This is a genomic window from Streptomyces sp. NPDC057623 (genome assembly GCF_042800355.1).
In the GTDB taxonomy this organism is placed as follows: Bacteria; Actinomycetota; Actinomycetes; order Streptomycetales; family Streptomycetaceae; genus Streptomyces.
Window position 1 is genome coordinate 12,787 of record NZ_JBHVGZ010000008.1, and the last position, 17,128, is coordinate 29,914.

Below are 17,128 nucleotides of genomic sequence, written 5' to 3' on the forward strand. Positions count from 1 at the left end.
GGCGAGGCCGGCGGGGGCGAGGCCGGCGGCGGGGGAGGCAGGGGCGAGGCCGCCGGCGGCGGGCGGCAGGCGGCCGGGGGGCGGCAGGGGCGGCGGAGCCGGAGCGCTCCGCCGCCGGCCTCTCAGCGGATCTCGTAGGCGATGCGCGACGCCGCCGAGAGAGCGATCTCGTAGGACTCCTCGCGGCTGTCCCCCACGGCGTGCACATAGCCGATGTACTGGCTGTTGGACTCGACCTCGCTGCTCACCTCGTCCCCCACGGCGACGTAGAGACCGGCGGCACGGCAGCCCCGCGTGGCCACCGCCTCGTCGAGGCCCCGGACGCCCTCCAGCCGACCGGAGGCCGGTGCGGTCAGATACAGCTCCGTGACCGCACCCTCCCGGGGGAACTCGGGCGCCTCGCCGCCCGTGAGCTTCGCCATCAGCAGCTCGGCCGGCGTCACGCCGGTGAGCTCACTGATGGCGTGCTGGACACCGGCGCCGACGAATCGGGGGTTGAGCTCGACCAGGCGGGGGCCGTCCGACGTGAGGATGAACTCCAGGTGGAAGGCGCCGAAGTCGTACTCCAACGCGGCCAGCGTCTCGGCCACGTAGTCGTCCACACCGTCGAAGGGACGGTCGGCCGCGAAGCGGACGGCGAGCTCCACGAATCGCGGCGGAGCGGACAGCACCCGGTCCGAGTAGCCGATGGTGTGCACCTCGCCGCCGTCGACGAAGCCCTCCGCGCTCAGCAGCGGGCCGACGAGCACCTCCTCGAACAGGAGCTTGCGCTGAGGGCGCACCCGCCTGCCGTAGTCGCGCTTCAGGTGCCGGGCCGCCACCTCACGTACGGTCCGGACGTCCTGTGCCAGTGCCACGTCCCAACTGGACGCTCCGTCCACGGGCTTGACGACACAGGGGTAGCCGATGGGCGAGTCCAGGTCGTCGTCGTGCGCGGACTTGACGCCCCACCGGATGTCGGGGACCCCGGCGGACGCCAGCGCCGCGCGAGCCACGGCCTTGTCCCGTGCGATGCCGGCCCCCAGGGGCGAAGGTCCCGCGAGCCCGAGTTTGGCGGCGACCGCTGCCGCCACCCTGACGAAACTGTCCACGGAGCTGAACACACCGACGATCTCACCGCCCAGCGCCTTCATGACGTGCACGATTCCGGCGGCGTCCCTGGTGTCCGTCAGCAGCCACGCGTCGACCACGTCGTCGAACTGGCTGCCGTAGGAGTCACGATCGGAGGCGGCCACCGCCGTCCGCAGCCCCAGCCGCTTGGCGGCTTCCAGCTGAGCCCGGCAAGGGGCCACCACGGTCGCACCGGAATGCAGCCGACCGCGGCCGCCACCGGGAAGCGTGTGCAACTCCACGAAAACTATCCAGCCGTTACTCACCGTCATTGTTCCCCCCATTTTTCGTGATGGATCAAAAATCAGAGTGCTGCTGTGAGGAAGGGAGACGCGGCCTTCTCCGCCGCCCTGCCCATCTCCCCGGCGAGGCGCTGCCAGCGGGCACTGTTGTGAGCGCGTGCCGCAACCGGATCGTCGTCGAGGGCCGTTCCGGTCCGCAGTCCCCACAGGAGCGAGACGTCGGCCCCGCGACGGATTTTCGGTTGAAGGGTGCCGATTCCCAGGTGGAGACGGGTCGCACCGGTCCGATAGGCCGCCTCCATGGGGCGGTAGTAGAGGAGCTCGAAGTACTCCGCCGCGTCCCCCGGCCGACGGTGATCGAACCCATAGGCCCTGGAGGTGACTTCACGGGCCGTCACGTAGGTGAGGGTGCAACCGACCATCCGGCCGCCCTCGTGGCAGGCGTGCACCACGCCCGTACCCTGGGTCGCCTCGGACTGTTCCCGCATGAGGGCACGGATGAATTCGGGATCGGCCGACTCGCCGTGGTGCCGTTGATGCGAGGCGATCAGCGGACTGATGTCGTCCCAGCAGTCGGCGAACGGCTGTTCCGAACAGCTGTAACCGGCAGCCGCGAACGCCTGGCGGTCCTTGCGGATCTGCCGCCTCATATTGCTCGAACCGGACTGGAGGTAGTCCTCGAAGCTGGTTCCGGGCAGCGCGATGGCACAGTCCGCGGCGAGCAGTCTGGGCAGCGAGCCCGACGCGTACGGCAACAGGGCCTCCGCGTCCGATTCGCCGAGGTAGAGCCACCACGCCTGGCCGTCGGCCTCTTCCGCCGCGATGAGATGGACGGCTTCGACGAGTTGCCCGACGACGTCTTGGCGCAGTGCCAGGTCCTCGGCCGTGGAAACGCGGTTCGCGTAGCCGCGCCGGTTTCCCACCAGCACCGTGCGTTCCAGGGTCCGGTTCTGCCGCGGCATGTCGGGAAAGAGCCGTGCCGGGTCGTACATGCCGCTCGCCTCGGAGTCCACGAGGTAGACCGGGACTCCCGCGACGAGCCGCTGCTCGCCATCGCGGATCAGCACATAGCGCACGGACGACGCGGGATCCCTCTCCTGGTACGCCATCCACGCGTGACTCGCGTAGAACGAACCGCCTGCCAGCGCGTCCCAGGAATCGCGCTCCACACCGTCGAGGCTCTTCACCACCTCGATGTCCATCAGGCCCCCCGCACGGTGAGGGTGTCGAGCTGGCGAGAGAGCCCGAGCAGGTCCGCGACTTCGGGACCGACGTTGTCCGCGATCCGCGCGGAGGGCCAGTGCCGCGGCCACAGGGGAACGGCCCGTCCCGTCCAGCTCGCCCAGAACCGTTCGGCGGGCAGCTCGGTGTGCTGGGCGCCCCACCGGGACGGATCCGCGAACGAGGCGTGGCGTCGGCCGTCTTTGAGGGCCTCACCGCGGAACACCACTAGATGTCCGCCCTTTCGGCCGTCCTCCGGGAAACGGAAGGTGCACGACACGATGCTCGGAACACCGGCCTCCGCGATGCTCTGGAGTTGCGCGCCGGACGTGAAGGGCGCCGCCGCACCGGACAGCCCGTAGGCACCGGCGATCTCGACCAGGCCCCGGTGGATCCAGCCGTTGGGGGTGTAGGCGCCCTGTTCCAGCCCTTCCCTCAGCAGTTGGCGCTGGGAGGGGACCGGCAGGCCGTAGTGGTCGAGAATCATGCGCAAACAGGCCAGTCCGCAGCATTTCTCACCCCAGGTCTCCGGCCCGCCCGGAGGCCAGGCGAAGCCGCTGTCGGACTGCTCCTGCGGGGTGAAGTGCTGGGCGTAGCGCGGGACGGCCAACGGCATGGTCGCCCGAGGTCTCCGTGTCTGGAACTTCTGGGTCGTCTGGGTCGTCTGGGTCGTCTGGGCGTTCATGAGGAGGCGACGCTCCGTTCCAGGGACTTCGCAGGGGCGGTCTCGGCAAGCCGCGGGAAGGCGTCCCGGTCACGGTGCGCCCACAGAGCCGCGCCGGAGGCGAGGAGCCCGGACACCAGGAAGAACCCCGCGAGCCCGATCCATCCCGTGGTTCCGTTGCCGAGGACCAGCGTGGCCAGCAGAGTCGGCGCCACGGCGCGCATCACGCCCGGTCCCAGGGCGAAGACACTCTGATAGGCGCCCTGGGCGTCGTCGGGTGCCAACTCGAACCCGAAGCAGAACTCGGCGGAGGTCTGCCACAGTTCGCCGGCGGTGTAGATCGCGGCCCACAGCAGGAGGACGCCGACGCAGAGCACCGGCCCCAGTGACTCGGTGGTCGCCATCGTCAGGCAGGCCAGGGCGAAGACGACTCCGGTCACCCGTGCCATCCGGGCCGCCTTGGGGACGTCGGCCGCGCGACGGCTGGCCCGTACCTGGAGGAGGACCACGAGGACCGTGTTCACGATCATGATCAGGGCGATGGACCACTTGGGTGCTTCCGTGTGGTCGGCCACCCAGAGCGGCAGGGCGAAGCTCAGCACGCTCACATGCAGGGCGAGGAGCCCGTTCGCGGCGGTCACGGCGAGGTAGCGGCGGTCGCGCAGCGGACCCGGACGGCGGACGGCTCCCGCGTCGGCGTCGGCGTCGGCGTCGGCGCCGGTGGGCCGCGGGACCCGGCGGGGTTCGACGCTCACGTTGGCCAGCAGCGCGGCGGCGACGCCGAAGAGAACGGCGTTGCCCGCCACCACGACGGTGTACGCCGCCGGCGTGTCCACCAGCAGCGACACCCCGGCTATCAGGGTGCCCACGCCCAGACCCACGTTGGTGGCGGTTCTGAGCTGGGCTCTGGCCGTGATCCGGTTCTCCTTGTCGCTCATGGCGTGGATCAGAGAACCGACCGTGCCCGAGATCCCACGGTCCGCGATGCCGCTGGCGGTCGCCACCACGAGGAACCAGGAGAAGCTGTGCACCTGCGTGAAGGCCGCCATCATCAGCGCCTGGGCCACCAGCAGCGAGACATAGACGCGCTTGGGCCCGAACCGGTCGGCGAGCCGCCCGAACACCATCATCAGAGCGAGGCCCGTCCCGGTTCCCACGGTCAGCCCGAGGGCCGCCTGCTCGACCGTCAGGCCGACGGCTCTCGTGAAGAACAGGGTGCCGCTGGTGATGTACAGCCCGCTGCCGATGGTGTTGATGAGGTTGGCGACGGCGAACCGGCGCAGCCCCCCGGGCGGCGGCAGGAGGTCGAGCCTGGAAATCACCGGACCGCCCATGGAGCGGGTTCGAAGGACTCGACGGCGCTGACCAGCAGGCTCTCGATGAGATGCGGGTAAGCGATCCCCTCAAGTCCGCACGACACAGGGAGATTGCTCTGCTGCTGCAAGCCCGGGATCGTGTTGATTTCGAGCGGGTAGATCGTGCCGCTCTCGTCGATCATGTAGTCGACTCGTATGGCGCCCCGGCACGCCAGGAATTCATAGATGGCACTCGTCGACTCGGACAGGTCCTTGAAGACGTGGGGTGCCAGGTCATCCGGTACGACGTATTCGGCGCTGGGCGCACCGGGGCCGCCGAGTTTCGTCGACTCGTCGTAGTACTCGGACTCGGTGATGAATTCGAGAGGGGCGAACACCACGGGGCCCTCTGCCGATTCCGTGACACTCACCGTCACCGCTCGGCCCTGGATGTACTCTTCGAGGAAGAGCCGCTTGAATCCTCGCCGATGCAGGACATCGATTTCCCGGGTCAGGTCTGCCGGGTCGCTGATCAGCGCCATGCCGACGCTGCTACCGCCGTCCACCGCCTTGAGCATCGCGGGGAAGGGGAAACTCGCGGGGATCTCCACGCTCCGGGAGCGAAGCAGGGGAATTCCCCGGGGAACCGACAGGCCGAGGTAGGAGAATATCGCCTTGCTGGCGATCTTGTCCATGCCGATACTGCTGGCCAGGACCCCGGAAGAGGTGTAGGGGATGGACAGGTAGTCGAGGAGCCCCTGAATCCTGCCGTCCTCACCGTACGGTCCGTGCACGTTGAGGAAAGCCACATCGAACTGCCGGATGCGCTCGATGAAATCGTCCTGCGTGGGATCCACATGCTCCGCGTGCAGACCAAGGCCCGCAAGAGCATCCAAAATCGCGACCAGCGACCACTTCTCGCGCGGTACGTTGCATATGTACAGACCGTCTTCCTCGGACACGGCACCGTACACCACCGCTATCTTCTTGTCCCGAAGTAATCCGGTCTGCGGCTTCTGAATTCCAGTCGTTCCCACGTCAACCCCGTTCTGGTTCGTTCGCGTCGAGAAGTCCGCGGCGCTGTTCTGCTCGGTCGAGTTGGCTGCCACGATCTGATGTTGATTTCGTCCGGCGAATTCGGCACGGTCCCGAAACCACTGCGTGCATGATGATTGCATGCACAACAAAGAGATCGGCTGCGTGACGAGAATTTCCCCCCGTACACATGTCACGCAACTGCCCTACCCCAGGGAGCCGATCCGCACAGCACGCTAAATTCAGCCACTCTCGCTCGTCAAGTTCTTTCCGTCGACCCACCCGCCGGGAGACCAAAAATGGCCATGGGCCGCCGCACTTTCTCCCCACACCGCTTCATATTCTCTTAGTGATCGCTTTACAGGCGGCACCGCCGGGGGTGATACTCTGCCCGCCCGCATTTCCAGCTTGTTAAATAACAACGCAAATCGGACCCGCTCGGCGACGCGAACAGCGACGACAGAAGCGCCCGCGAGTGCCGTGGGCCACACCCGCCATGCGGGTTTCCGTCACGGACGATGGCTGATTGCAGCGATTGCAGCGCGGGGCGCGCGCCACATGCCGCGCAGCCGCCGCACCGGAGCCCGCCCCGTCTTCGCCACAGGGGGCTCAGCGGCCGCAGGTACGGTCTTCTGCCCCAGTGACCCCGGCGGGCAACCAGGTGTTGTTCGTGAAGTTGCCATGATGCCCAGGGACTTCCGACGGGGCGGTGGCGGGGGGCGATCCAGTTCGGGTTGGGGAGCGGGTCTTGGGTGCAGGTGGGGGTGGATGGCCGGCCCGGCGCGACCGTCTCCACGGGCCGATGCCTGACCCGACCTCCCGTAGGGCCGATGCCTGACCCGACCTTCGTAGGGCCGACGCATCACCCGACCTCCCCCGCGGGCCGACGGCTCACCCGACCACCCACGGGGCCGATGCCTTACCTCACCGCCCACAGGGCCGACGGCTCACCCCACCGCCCACAGGGCCGACGCCCGATCTGACCTGCCACTCGGCAGCCAACCTGACCAACCTTCCAGCCACCACCACCCCAGCCGCTACACTGTGGGCGGTGCCACAGCCGCAGGTCAGCTATGTCACCACGGCACTGCCGGGAGCACGTCTGAGGCCCGCCCCATCGGGGCACTGACCTCAGGCACGGTTTCCGACAGGTCCCTGCCTTCGTTGCCTTCGTAGCTCAGGGGATAGAGCACCGCTCTCCTAAAGCGGGTGTCGCAGGTTCGAATCCTGCCGGGGGCACAACGCATAACCCGTCTGACCTGGGATTTCTCCCCCAGGGAGGCGTTTACTCGGCCTCGGACTCCTCGTCCGGGGCCGTTTGCGTGAGCGGTGCGTGAGCGGACGGGGAGTCGATCTCCCGAATATCGCCCGACGGATCAGCATCATCCGGCACGGACTCCGCGTCGGCCTCCTCCTCGCCGTCAGGCTCGGGCTCCGTGTCGGGAGCGGTGTTCTCGGGGGTGGCGCGGGCGCGCGGTACGAGCCGGGCTGCAGCCTCGGCGATGGCGAGGTCGGCCTCGGGGAGCAGGCTCGTATAAGTGTCGGCCGTGATGGTGATCGAGGAGTGGCCGAGCATCTCCTGGATGTCCTTCAGGTCGGCCCCGGCCGCGTGGGCCAGGGTCGCGGCGCCGTGGCGGAGGTCGTGGAGCCGGACCGGCGGGAGGTCGATCTCCTCGTACAGCTCGATGAACCGCCTTGTGACGTTAGCTGGGTGGAGCAACTCGCCGTTCTCCTTGGTGAAGACGCGTCCGGTCTCCACCCAGGCGTTCTCCCACTCCTTACGGTCCTTGTCCTGCTGGGCGCGGTGCTGCTTGAGGGCCTGGACCGTGTCGGAGTCGAGCGCGATGGTCCGCGCGCCGGCGTCGGTCTTGGGGTCGTCCTCGTACACCTCCCAGCCGTCCACGACGAGTTGCTTGGCGACGGTGATGAGTCCGGCGTCCAGGTTGGTGTCGGTCCACTTCTGCCCACATGCCTCGCCCCGTCGCAGTCCGCGGAACGCGATCAGGTGGAACAGCGCGTACAGGCGGTCCTCCGCGACGTGGTCGAGGAAGAGGCCGGTGTGCTCCGGCGTCCAGACCATCACCGACGAAGGCTTCTCACCAGTGCGCTTCCAGTGGAGGATGCGTTCCTCGGTCCATACGAGGGCCTTGGGTCGTTTGCCCGCCTCCAACTCGACGTGGGCGGCCGGGTTGAAGGTGATCAGCTGCTGGGCGATCGCGGCATTCAACGCGGCCCGCAGCGTCGAGCGCACGCGCTGGCGCGTGGCCGCACCAACGATGCGGCGGTAGGGCTCCATCTCGGCGATGGCCGCCTTCATCGCCTTGCGGCGGGCGCGAGGCTCACGGCCCTTCCAGGGGATCTGGGCGAGGTCCTCGAACGCCTTGCGGCGGGCGGCGTTGCCTTCGGCGATCTCGACGTTGGCCTCGGCGATGGCCTCGAACATCTCCGACAGGTGGGCGACCCGGAGGCGGTCGAGCCGGTAGTGCCCGATCCGTGGTTTGAGGTGCACCCGGATGTTGCTCTCGTCGCGGCTGATGGCGCTCTGCCGCCCCTTCTTGCCCGCCAGCCACATGTCCAGCCATTCGCCGACCGTGAGTCGGCTCGTCAGGTCCAGGCCGTGGCTGAGGCGCCTGCGGGTCGCCTCGATGTTCGGCAGCGGGGCCTTCTCGTCGGCCACCTTCTCCAGCAACTCGGCTATCTGGGCCAGGCCCTCGGAGTCGTCGGCGTCAGCGAGGCCGACGAGCGCGCGCACGTGGTCGAGGTCCGCCTGGGCGGCCTTGAGGGAGTCATAGCCAGCGCGACTGAAGGAGCGACGGGTACCGTCTTCGCGGGGCGGGAGTTCCTGGCGTATGGAGTACGAGCCGTGCTTGCGGCTGGAGAGCTTGGGGCACTTCTTGCCGAGCGGCTTGCCGGTGTAGGGGTCGCGGCAGTAGCAGCGGCGGTGGGTGGAACCCTTCAAAGATCGTTCTCCTCGGTGGTGTTGGGGGCGGTTTCGGGTGGGTCGACATCGGCGAGTTCCGGCGGCAGGTGCGGTGGTGTGCCGCCGTCTTCGCGGATGAAGGCGCGGGCGCTTCGAAGCCGGTACTTGGCTTCCAACGCCCTTTCCGCGTAGTCGGCTTGGGCGAGGAGGGCTTCCTCGCGTTCGGCTTTGTTGGGTGCTGTCTCCGCTTTCCAGCGCTCGTGCTTCTCGCCTTTCAGGGCGGCCAGGGCGGCACGCTGGTGGCGGATGTGGGCGCGGAAGGACCGGAGCATGGCGTCTTCCCTGCCGAGCTCCTCCCTGTCGCCGGTGAACCAGCGCATGGCATCCCAGGTCCGTTCGGAGTGCTGCAGGGGGAGACGCTGGACTCGGTCGACGTAGCCGACGGGGTAAAGCAGGCAGATCGGGTAGGTGTCCAGGGCTTCGGCGAGAACGATGACGTCGACCAGGGGCAGGTTGGCGCGGCGGCCGGACTCCATGTTGGCGATCACGTTGCGCGGGATCGGGTGGCCGATCTCCTCGCAGCGGTCGGCCAGGTCTTGGGCGCTCATGCGCAACTCCTTCCTTCGTCTGCGGACCTCGGCGGCCACGGTGGCCATCACTTGGTCCACCCACTCCGGGACGTCGTCCTCGTCCCTTCCAGCATCGAAACCGCGTTGTGTCATGAAGACACATTAACTTCCCTACCGTTGATTCCATGGCCTGGAGACGAGCGTGATCGTCGTGTTCGCCGAGGGCTCAGTCATGGATGGAGCGCGTATGCGCGAGAACGGACCGGCCGGCCGGGTGAAAGGCATGAGCCGCGAGGAGCTGCTGGAGCTTCCCGCCGCCGTTGACCTGGAGACGGGCAACCGGGCGCTGGGGCTCGGGCGGAGCAAGGGGTACGAGCTGGCGAAGCGCGGCCAGTACCCGTGCAAGGTGCTGCGGCTGGGCAACGCCTACCGGGTGGTGACCGCGGACCTGTTGGCCCTGCTGGGCCTGGCCGCGTGAGAGCGGGGAACCGTGGCAGACCGTTCTGCGCTGAGCTGACACAGAAACGCTGGACTGTTGCCGGGCGTGGACGTACGGTCCGTGTTCCCTCGCGATCCCCGAACGCTCGGAAGAAGAGGGTGGGCCCCCCGGCGGTGCAACGCCGGAGGCCCGAGCAACCCCGAACGGCCCTGGAAGAACCAACCCGGCGGCAAGGGCGTGCGAGCCCGCCACCGCCAGACGAGGAGCTGCCGAGTGCAACCCGAGAACCCCGAACCCTATTCCGGCCCCGCGCAGGCCATCTGGCCCGCAGCGGCCATCCCCGGCCGACCCGGCGCCCACCTGCACGCCACGCAGGCCGACGACGCCGATCCGAGCCCCAGTAGTGATGCGGACGCCCGCAGCACCGACGAGGCGAAGACCTCGAGCGGGCCGGAGGAAATATCCGATGCGGAGCCGACGTACGGCTCCGAGCTGCTGGACGAACTGCGGGGGCAGATCGCCCAGTTCGTGATCCCTCCCTCCCAGGAGGCCCTCGACGCGATCACCTTGTGGGTGGCAGCGACGCACCTGCAGCCCGCATGGCAGCACGCCCCGCGCCTGGCGGTGGTGGGCCCGGCGAAGCGATGCGGCAAGTCGCGTCTCCTCGACGTGCTGACCGAGACGGTCCACGAACCGATGCTCACCATCAACACCACCCCGGCGGCCATCTTCCGGTCGATCTCCGAGGACAACCCGCCAACCCTCCTCGTGGACGAGGCGGACACCATCTTCGGCCCGAAGGTCGCGGAGAAGAACGAGGAGACGCGCGGCCTGCTCAACGCCGGCCACCAACGAGGCCGTTACGTGACCCGCGTCGTCGGCAACGACCACACCCCGCACCGCTTCGCCACCTTCGCCATGGCGGCCATCGCGGGAATCGGCGAGCTGCCCGACACGGTCATGGACCGGTCAGTCGTGATCCGCATGCGGCGCCGGGCCGAGGGCGAGAAGGTCAAGCCCTTCCGCTCCCGCCGCGACATCCCGGCCCTGCACGATCTGCGCGACCGCATCGCCGCGTGGGCCAGGCCCCTGCTGGACGACGCCGCAAACCTGGAGCCGGACATGCCCGTCGAGGACCGCGCCGCAGACACCTGGGAACCCCTGGTCATCGTCGCCGACCTCGCCGGCGGGCGCTGGCCCCGCCTGGCGCGCCTCGCGTGCGCGCGGATGGTCGCCGCCGAAGTGGCGGCCGAGGAGGACCACCCGAGCGGAGCGAGGATCCTTGCCGACATCCGCCGGGTCTTCCACGCCCAGCGTGAGGTGGACAGTCTGTCCACCGAGGAACTCCTCCATCACCTGCGCCAGGACGCGGAGGCGCCGTGGGCGGAGTGGGGGCGGGGCGGGCTGACCGCCCGTGAACTGGGCAGGATGCTGCGCGAGTTCGAGATCAGGCCCGGCAACGTGCGCATGGCCGACCGGACCCAGCGCAAGGGCTACATGCGCAACAAGTTCCTGGATGCCTGGAGCCGGTACTGCCCCACCGTCCACTCAGTGGACCCCCAGGCGGCACGCCAGGTGAACCACCCGCCGTTCACTGAGTGAACGCCCTGCCCGGTGAACTCGACGCGGGCTGAACCCCGCCCCTTGTTGCCGTCCCTGCCGTCCCTGCCGTGATCTCGCAGGTCACACGGCATATCGGCAAGACGCCAACCGGGGCCAAGACGGCAACGCGATCCGCCATCGCAGCCCTACCGCCAAGACGCCGCCCGCATCCGTCTTGCGCCGTCCCCCGCCGTCCTGCCGTATCAGCACAGGCCACAGCACCGCCCACCGGGACGGAAGACACAACGCCACCGTCCTGGCCCGGGGCACGGCCACACCGGCACCAGGCCCGCCAGGATGCGCCGATGTCGTGTTCCGACTCGGAACACGACATCGGCGGCACACGCCAGGACGGAAGGCCGAGGCGGTTGCCGTATCCGCTGTGACCTGCGCTTGCAACGGCCAAGACGGCAAATACGCACCACACGACTACGCCAGGAGTACCCCGCTTGAAGGTCCCTCTCATGTCCCGTCGCCGAGACCGCCCGCCGCGCGGCGACCAGCCCGGTCAGAAGCAACCAGCGAAGGCGAAGCTCCCCACGGAGCAGTACGTGCTCCGTGCGGCTGGCGTCGTCATCGTGGCCCTTACCGCCGGTGCGTTCTGGCTCTCCTACGCCCACCTGGCCGAGGTCGCCGCCCAGCATGGACTCCACGACTCCCCGATCCGCCGATGGGCTTGGCCCGCGACGCTGGACGCGTTCATCGTCGCGGGTGAACTCCTCATGCTCCGCGCGGGCCTGCGCCGCGTCACCGACCCGTGGGCCATCGGCATCACTGCCATCGGATCATTCGGCTCCATCGGGCTCAACGTGGCCGGGGTGACCGGCACGCGCGACGCTGGCAGTGTCCCGTTGCTCGACTACGTGGTCGCCGCGGTTCCCCCGGCCGCCGCGATGGTGGCCTTCGGCGTGCTGATGCGGCAGATCCACGAACTCGTCGCACAGCCTGATGCCGACCAATCAGGCCCCGATTCGGTGCAGGTGCCGGAACCGTCGGTCACCACATCCGTCCACCTCGCCGAGGCGCCGGCCATCGCGGTCGGCCGGTCCGGCGAGGTTCCGGCCGGGCGCTTCGGGCCTGCCGAGCTATCGACTGAGCCCGTCCAGGCCGCTGGGCTGTCGGCCGCTGTATCCGTCCAGTCTCCGAAACCGCCCGCCTCCGCTGCGGCGGGCAAGGTACGCGGTGGCCGTCCGCCCGGGGCTCCCCTTGAGGAACTCGTGGTGATCGGCCGGGCCGCTGCCGCTGAGCAGGGCAAGCTCACCCGGGCCGTCGTCCGGACGGCGGTTGAGGACAAAGGGCTGACGGTCGGCAGTCGGCGGCTGACCGAGGTGATGGACATGCTCCGGGCCGAGCCCGATGCCGTTGTCGAGACCGATCGGTCCGGCGGCTGACCGCAACCGCTGCCGGGTGACCGGAACCCTTCCGGTCACCCGGCCCGCCAGACCGCCTCCCAAGAATCGCGCGATCGCCCCCACCTGTGGATGAGGCGGCAGCCGTCCGAACTCCGCCCGATCTCCGCCGTGCCCCGCACGCCCTCCCCACCCCGCTCTGGAGAACCGTCCATGACTCACGACCCACTCGCCCCCGAGAACGCCCCCGACGAGCCGCTGCCGCTGACGAAGTCGCCTACGCTGATGGACCGTTGGCGCCGCGCGTTCGGACGACCTGCCCCGGGCGGAGCCAGTAGTACCCCGAGTCCGACTCAAGGCCAGTCTTCGGGGGTCTCCGCCCCGGGGGTGGCGGAGACGGCCCAGCACCAGGGGGCGCCAGGCCAGGACGTCGGGGCCGAGGGCAGCCCCGACGAGGACACACTCCGCACCGTCCAGCGCGAAACCCTGCGCCTCGTACGTGCCACCGACACCGCCGAGAGCGTTGGCGGTGAGCCGGTCGTGAAGAGCGTCCAGCCCACGATCCGCCGTTTCACCGGAGACAAACGCAAGGCGCGTGTCGGCCCCCTGCGCTTCACGACCGATCAGCTCGCCCTCCTCCAGGAGGCTACTGCCGAGCACGGCTACAAGGGCGAGGGCGGCTTCGCCGCCGACGTCGTCGTCGCCTTCATCACCGGGCGGTTCACCGCCAACCTGCCCCTGTCCGAGGACCGCCGCCGCACCCACCACTTCCGCGCCCAGGTCCTGCGCCAGCTCAACCGGATCGGCGTCAACGTCAACCAGATCGCCCGCGCCCTCAACAGCGACCACACCCCAGCCGACATCCGCGAGCGCCTGACCGAACTCCACCAGCTGCTGGAGCTGATCGCCGAAGCCCTGCGCCAGCCCGCCGACCCGGAGACAGAGGCAGCCGCGTGATCGCCGCCATCAAACCGGCCGGATCCAACACCCGCGGCCTCCTCGCCTACCTCTACGGCCCCGGCAACCACGACGAACACCTCGACCCGCACATCGTGGCCGGGTTCGCCATGCTCGGCATGCCCGACCCCGGCCGCGACGAGAACGCCACCCTCACCGAACTCGCCCGCCACCTCGACGAGCCCGTACGGCTGCGCAACGGTGAGTTCGGCAAACAGGTCACCGACCACGTGTGGCACTGTCCGGTCCGGGCCGCCCCCGAGGACCGCTACCTCTCCGACGCCGAGTGGGGCGAGATCGCCCAGCGCATCGTCCAGGCCGCCCGCATCGCCCCTACTGGCGACGACCTGGCCTGCCGCTGGATCGCCGTACGCCACGCCGACGACCACATCCACATCCTCGCCACCACCGTCCGCGAAGACGGCCGGCGCCCCAAGCTCCACGGCAGCGGTGTGCGCGTCGGTGACGAGTGCCGCGCGATCGAGAAGGACTACGGGCTACGGCAGTTGAAGAAGGGGGACGGAACCGGAAGCCGTCGCCCGACTCAGGCCGAGATGCACAAGGCCGAACGCCTCGGCTGGGACCAGCCCAGCGCCGCCTGGCTCCAGGACCGCATCCGTGCCGCCATCCCCCATGTGACCAGCGCCGAGGAGTTCGTCGCCTACCTCGAAGCTGGCGGCGTCGAGGTCCAGGTCCGACGCGGCCCGTCAGGCGACCTCCTCGGCTATGCCGCCGGCCGACCCGGCGACGTCAACGCGGCCGGCGAGCAGATCTACCACCCCGGAAGCAAGATCTCCCCCGACCTTTCCCTGCCCAAAATCAAGGCCCGCCTTGAATCCAGCCGGCCCGAGGAACACCCCACCGCCCGCCGCAACCGCCCCAGCACCCCCTGGTACCAAGCCACAGATGCCCTCGACACCCTCCACTCCGACCTCGCCGACGACACCCACGCCCAGGCCCACATCACCGCCCTCGGTGAACTGATCGAAGCCACCGCCCAGACGGCACCCGCCCATCTGCGCAACGAACTCCAAGCCGCCGCCAAGGCGTTCGCCCGCGCCCAGCGCTCCCAGATCCGGGCCGAAGACCGTGCCGCCCACGCCCTGCGCAGCGCGGCACGCGACATCGTCCACACCGCCACCGGCCCCGACGGCAGCGCCCTGGCCGCCCTGATCGCAGCCCTCGTCTGGGCCACCATCGTCGCCGCACGCTGGCACGAAGCGAACAACCACGCCCACCAGGCCGACGCCGCCCGCCAGGCCGTGCACCACCTTCAGACGGCCGCCGACCTGGCCCTCGCCCCGACGTTCGCCGAACTCACCGCCCGGCCACCCAGGGAGCAAGCCCGCCGCGTTCTCGCCAGCGACGTACGAGCAGCCGTCCCCGACCACGCCGAGCGCATCCTCACCGACCCGGCCTGGCCCGCGCTCGCCACCGTCCTCGCCGACGCCGAAGCCCACGGCCACCAACCCCACCAACTCCTCAAGGAAGCCGCCGCCCAGCGCGAGCTGACCACCGCACGACAGCCCGCCCGCGTCCTGATCACCCGCATCCAGCACACCGGCCGAAACCCAGCACCCAACCGCCGCGCCGAAGCCGCCCGCCGACGCTCGACCATCACGGCTTCGGTCTCGTCCCAGCTGACCCGAACCCCCCTGCCCCCAGCGGCGTCCCCGACACCTGCCGAACAGGAGCACCGACAACGCCGATAGCCTCGACCAAGACCCCTAACGAGCATCGGCTGGGCCGTGTCCGTTCTGCGAGTGAGCGTGCGTGGTGGCGAGGGACTGGAGCCGGGTGGCCACGGCCTCCGGGCCAAGTGCCGCCAGAGTCCACAAGGCGTTGACCTGGCGGCGGAGGCCCACCGCGCCGAGGAGGCCGCCCTCCGTCTCGGGCTGGCCCCGCTGCCGCAGTCCGCGGACGCCGCCCAGGCCGATGCCTACCTTGACGCTGAACTCGCCACAGAACAGCTTCTGTTCGGATGCAGCCGCACCCGCTAAAACCCCGATCTTCCCAACTCTGCCGACATTGGCGAATTCCGGACTGATGCCTGGATTGCTCTACCCCGACAGGGAGGGTTTGTTCGATTCCTCGAACTGGACGCGCTCACCTCGCCAGACACCTCGAAAGTCGCCGAACAGTTTTCAGCCGCGACGTATCAAGCCAGGTAGAACATAGGTCGACGGCTGTATATGGCATTGACCTGCAGGGTTCGACGCGGTTCAACATTCTCAGCCGAGTTTTTCCATAGCCAAGATCACGCCACATTGCCCCGCAATGCGTTGCCCCTGCAACTATCATGGGAGAACATGTTCGAAGCGCCATGAAACGCAAGGGACACACGTGCACGCTGCGGGTACTGACCACCCACAGTGCACGGCACGGGGACGGGGGCAGGTGCATGAAGTTCGACGTGGGGTTCGCCACACTGGTCAACACCAGTGCGTGGCCCAGTAAACGATCTGGGCAGACAAACTCAAGCGACAGAACCCTCGAAGGGGAAGTTCAACGTCACAGGCAGCGCCGGTTTGAATCGTTCAAGGCGCGCACATGTGAGATCACTGCGGCGCCGCTCCCTACTCCGACGCTACCCTCCCTGACAGCCAAGGCATCAGGGATCATGAGGGTGAGCAGGCAGCACCCACGAGCACTTCTTGGCTACTCAGTCAACTCCTTCAGCACCAGCAGCATTAACCATAGGGCGCCAGCTGCCCGATCGGGCTGACGTGGCGATGCTCACAGCGGACGCCCGTTTATAACGCGGCAAGAGGAAGGCGCGCGACGAAGTCGCGGAAGCGCACCACCCGCTACGCAGTCACGCGTCAAGTGGTGTAGCAATGCGGAATTCACTCCGTAGCTCACGGCGGCGGTCGGCCGTCCGTTCGAGGCACATTTCAGCTGTGAGGCCGGGAACAGCGCGAACAGCGCCGTGATGGCGGCCAGACGATCCATCATCGGTCGGACCATCCGAATGAACCTGATCGCGATCGCTACACCACGCCGTGGAACGCGACCCCCGATCCGCGCGGTTCCCCTTGCCCACCCAAATTATTTGATGCCAGGAGTCCATCAGGACTGGCAAGTCTTGCGTTCTGTACATCATTTCCACGAAACCATCCAATGCGACATGTCTGCGACTTGTCGCGTGGCATCTCCCATGACTCTTCACCGTCCTAGGTCGGCGATCACGCCATGCCCCAGGAACGAGAAATATCAAAATTCCAGCCACAGCCAGTTCACACAGGGGGTAATCGATGGCACGTCCGCCGGCACTGCCAACTGATAAGAAAGTTGAAATCGTTCTCGACATTCTTTCGGGACGCACTACCGCCGCTCAAGCAGCCCGCAGTGTAGGCGTCTCAGGCCAAGCCATTAGCAACTGGAAGAATAAATTCATTGCCGCAGGAAGCGACGGCCTTGAAACAGGCACAGATCAGCACGCTCGGCGCGAGCAGCAACTTCTGGAGGAGATTTCCGAGCTAAAATCTGCCCTGGGGGACTCTTACCTGCAGTTGCGGACCATGCGTGCCACTCTCCGCGCCCGCGCAACTTTCAACAGGCCGCCTTCCAGCAGACCATATGGCGCGATACCGAAGGCTAGTTAATCACTAGAAAGTGTTGCAGGGGGGTCCATTCGGGAGTTATTAACAGAGACGCCCTCCACACCTTCCCCGCGCTTTGGTTGTTGTGGTTCTTCTTTTTTTGCCGTTTCCCCTCCTTCTTGG

General features: G+C 68.2%; 14 protein-coding genes and 1 tRNA gene. 8 read left to right on the top strand and 7 right to left on the bottom strand.

Annotated features, from left to right (window positions below):
• Positions 1-122: 122 nt before the first annotated feature.
• From ACFU95_RS11185 to ACFU95_RS11205, 5 genes are read right to left on the bottom strand one after another with little or no spacing between them, the layout of a single operon-like run.
• A complete protein-coding gene (locus ACFU95_RS11185; RefSeq protein WP_383825058.1) occupies positions 123-1,382 on the bottom strand; it encodes an ATP-grasp domain-containing protein in 1,260 nt (419 codons plus the stop codon).
• A 32-nt stretch (positions 1,383-1,414) separates the two neighbouring features.
• Complete coding sequence (locus ACFU95_RS11190; RefSeq protein WP_383825061.1) at positions 1,415-2,554, bottom strand: GNAT family N-acetyltransferase; 1,140 nt, start codon at positions 2,552-2,554, stop codon at positions 1,415-1,417.
• Positions 2,554-3,258 (bottom strand): C39 family peptidase, encoded by a 705-nt coding sequence (locus tag ACFU95_RS11195; protein ID WP_383825064.1) that lies wholly within the window; start codon positions 3,256-3,258, stop codon positions 2,554-2,556. Before ACFU95_RS11195 ends, ACFU95_RS11190 begins: the two co-directional genes overlap by 1 nt.
• The gene (locus ACFU95_RS11200) at positions 3,255-4,559 is read right to left on the bottom strand and encodes an MFS transporter (protein WP_383825067.1); all 1,305 of its coding nucleotides are present in this window, start codon (positions 4,557-4,559) and stop codon (positions 3,255-3,257) included. The genes ACFU95_RS11195 and ACFU95_RS11200 overlap by 4 nt, the downstream gene beginning before the upstream one ends.
• Positions 4,556-5,641 carry a hypothetical protein gene (locus tag ACFU95_RS11205; RefSeq protein ID WP_383825070.1) on the bottom strand — a complete coding sequence of 362 codons (1,086 nt, stop codon included), beginning with the start codon at positions 5,639-5,641 and terminating at the stop codon, positions 4,556-4,558. Before ACFU95_RS11205 ends, ACFU95_RS11200 begins: the two co-directional genes overlap by 4 nt.
• A gap of 1,092 nt (positions 5,642-6,733) precedes the next feature.
• Between ACFU95_RS11205 and ACFU95_RS11210 the strand changes: the two genes are divergently transcribed.
• Positions 6,734-6,806, top strand: a tRNA-Arg gene (locus ACFU95_RS11210).
• Positions 6,807-6,852: 46 nt separating this feature from the next.
• Here ACFU95_RS11210 and xerC read toward each other — a convergent pair.
• Entirely contained in the window at positions 6,853-8,526 is a 1,674-nt protein-coding gene (gene xerC, locus ACFU95_RS11215; protein WP_383825072.1) for a tyrosine recombinase XerC, read from the bottom strand.
• The gene (locus ACFU95_RS11220; protein WP_383825075.1) at positions 8,523-9,209 is read right to left on the bottom strand and encodes a helix-turn-helix domain-containing protein; all 687 of its coding nucleotides are present in this window, start codon (positions 9,207-9,209) and stop codon (positions 8,523-8,525) included. The genes xerC and ACFU95_RS11220 overlap by 4 nt, the downstream gene beginning before the upstream one ends.
• Positions 9,210-9,303: 94 nt before the next feature.
• On the opposite strand from ACFU95_RS11220, the gene ACFU95_RS11225 reads away from it, so the two are divergent.
• From ACFU95_RS11225 to ACFU95_RS11255, 7 genes are all read left to right on the top strand, one after another.
• On the top strand, positions 9,304-9,534 hold the full coding sequence (locus tag ACFU95_RS11225) for a hypothetical protein (RefSeq protein ID WP_383825078.1): 231 nt from the start codon (positions 9,304-9,306) through the stop codon (positions 9,532-9,534).
• A gap of 234 nt (positions 9,535-9,768) precedes the next feature.
• Entirely contained in the window at positions 9,769-11,097 is a 1,329-nt protein-coding gene (locus ACFU95_RS11230) for a DUF3631 domain-containing protein (RefSeq protein WP_383825081.1), read from the top strand.
• Between the two features lie 464 nt (positions 11,098-11,561).
• On the top strand, positions 11,562-12,488 hold the full coding sequence (locus ACFU95_RS11235) for a DUF2637 domain-containing protein (RefSeq protein ID WP_383825084.1): 927 nt from the start codon (positions 11,562-11,564) through the stop codon (positions 12,486-12,488).
• A gap of 345 nt (positions 12,489-12,833) precedes the next feature.
• On the top strand, positions 12,834-13,403 hold the full coding sequence (locus tag ACFU95_RS11240; protein WP_383825638.1) for a MobC family plasmid mobilization relaxosome protein: 570 nt from the start codon (positions 12,834-12,836) through the stop codon (positions 13,401-13,403).
• Positions 13,400-15,115, top strand: a complete 1,716-nt coding sequence (locus ACFU95_RS11245; protein ID WP_383825087.1) for a relaxase/mobilization nuclease domain-containing protein — start codon at positions 13,400-13,402, stop codon at positions 15,113-15,115. Before ACFU95_RS11240 ends, ACFU95_RS11245 begins: the two co-directional genes overlap by 4 nt.
• A gap of 36 nt (positions 15,116-15,151) precedes the next feature.
• Complete coding sequence (locus tag ACFU95_RS11250; protein ID WP_383825090.1) at positions 15,152-15,403, top strand: hypothetical protein; 252 nt, start codon at positions 15,152-15,154, stop codon at positions 15,401-15,403.
• Between the two features lie 1,254 nt (positions 15,404-16,657).
• The gene (locus ACFU95_RS11255; protein ID WP_383825093.1) at positions 16,658-17,008 is read left to right on the top strand and encodes a transposase; all 351 of its coding nucleotides are present in this window, start codon (positions 16,658-16,660) and stop codon (positions 17,006-17,008) included.
• Positions 17,009-17,128: the final 120 nt, after the last annotated feature.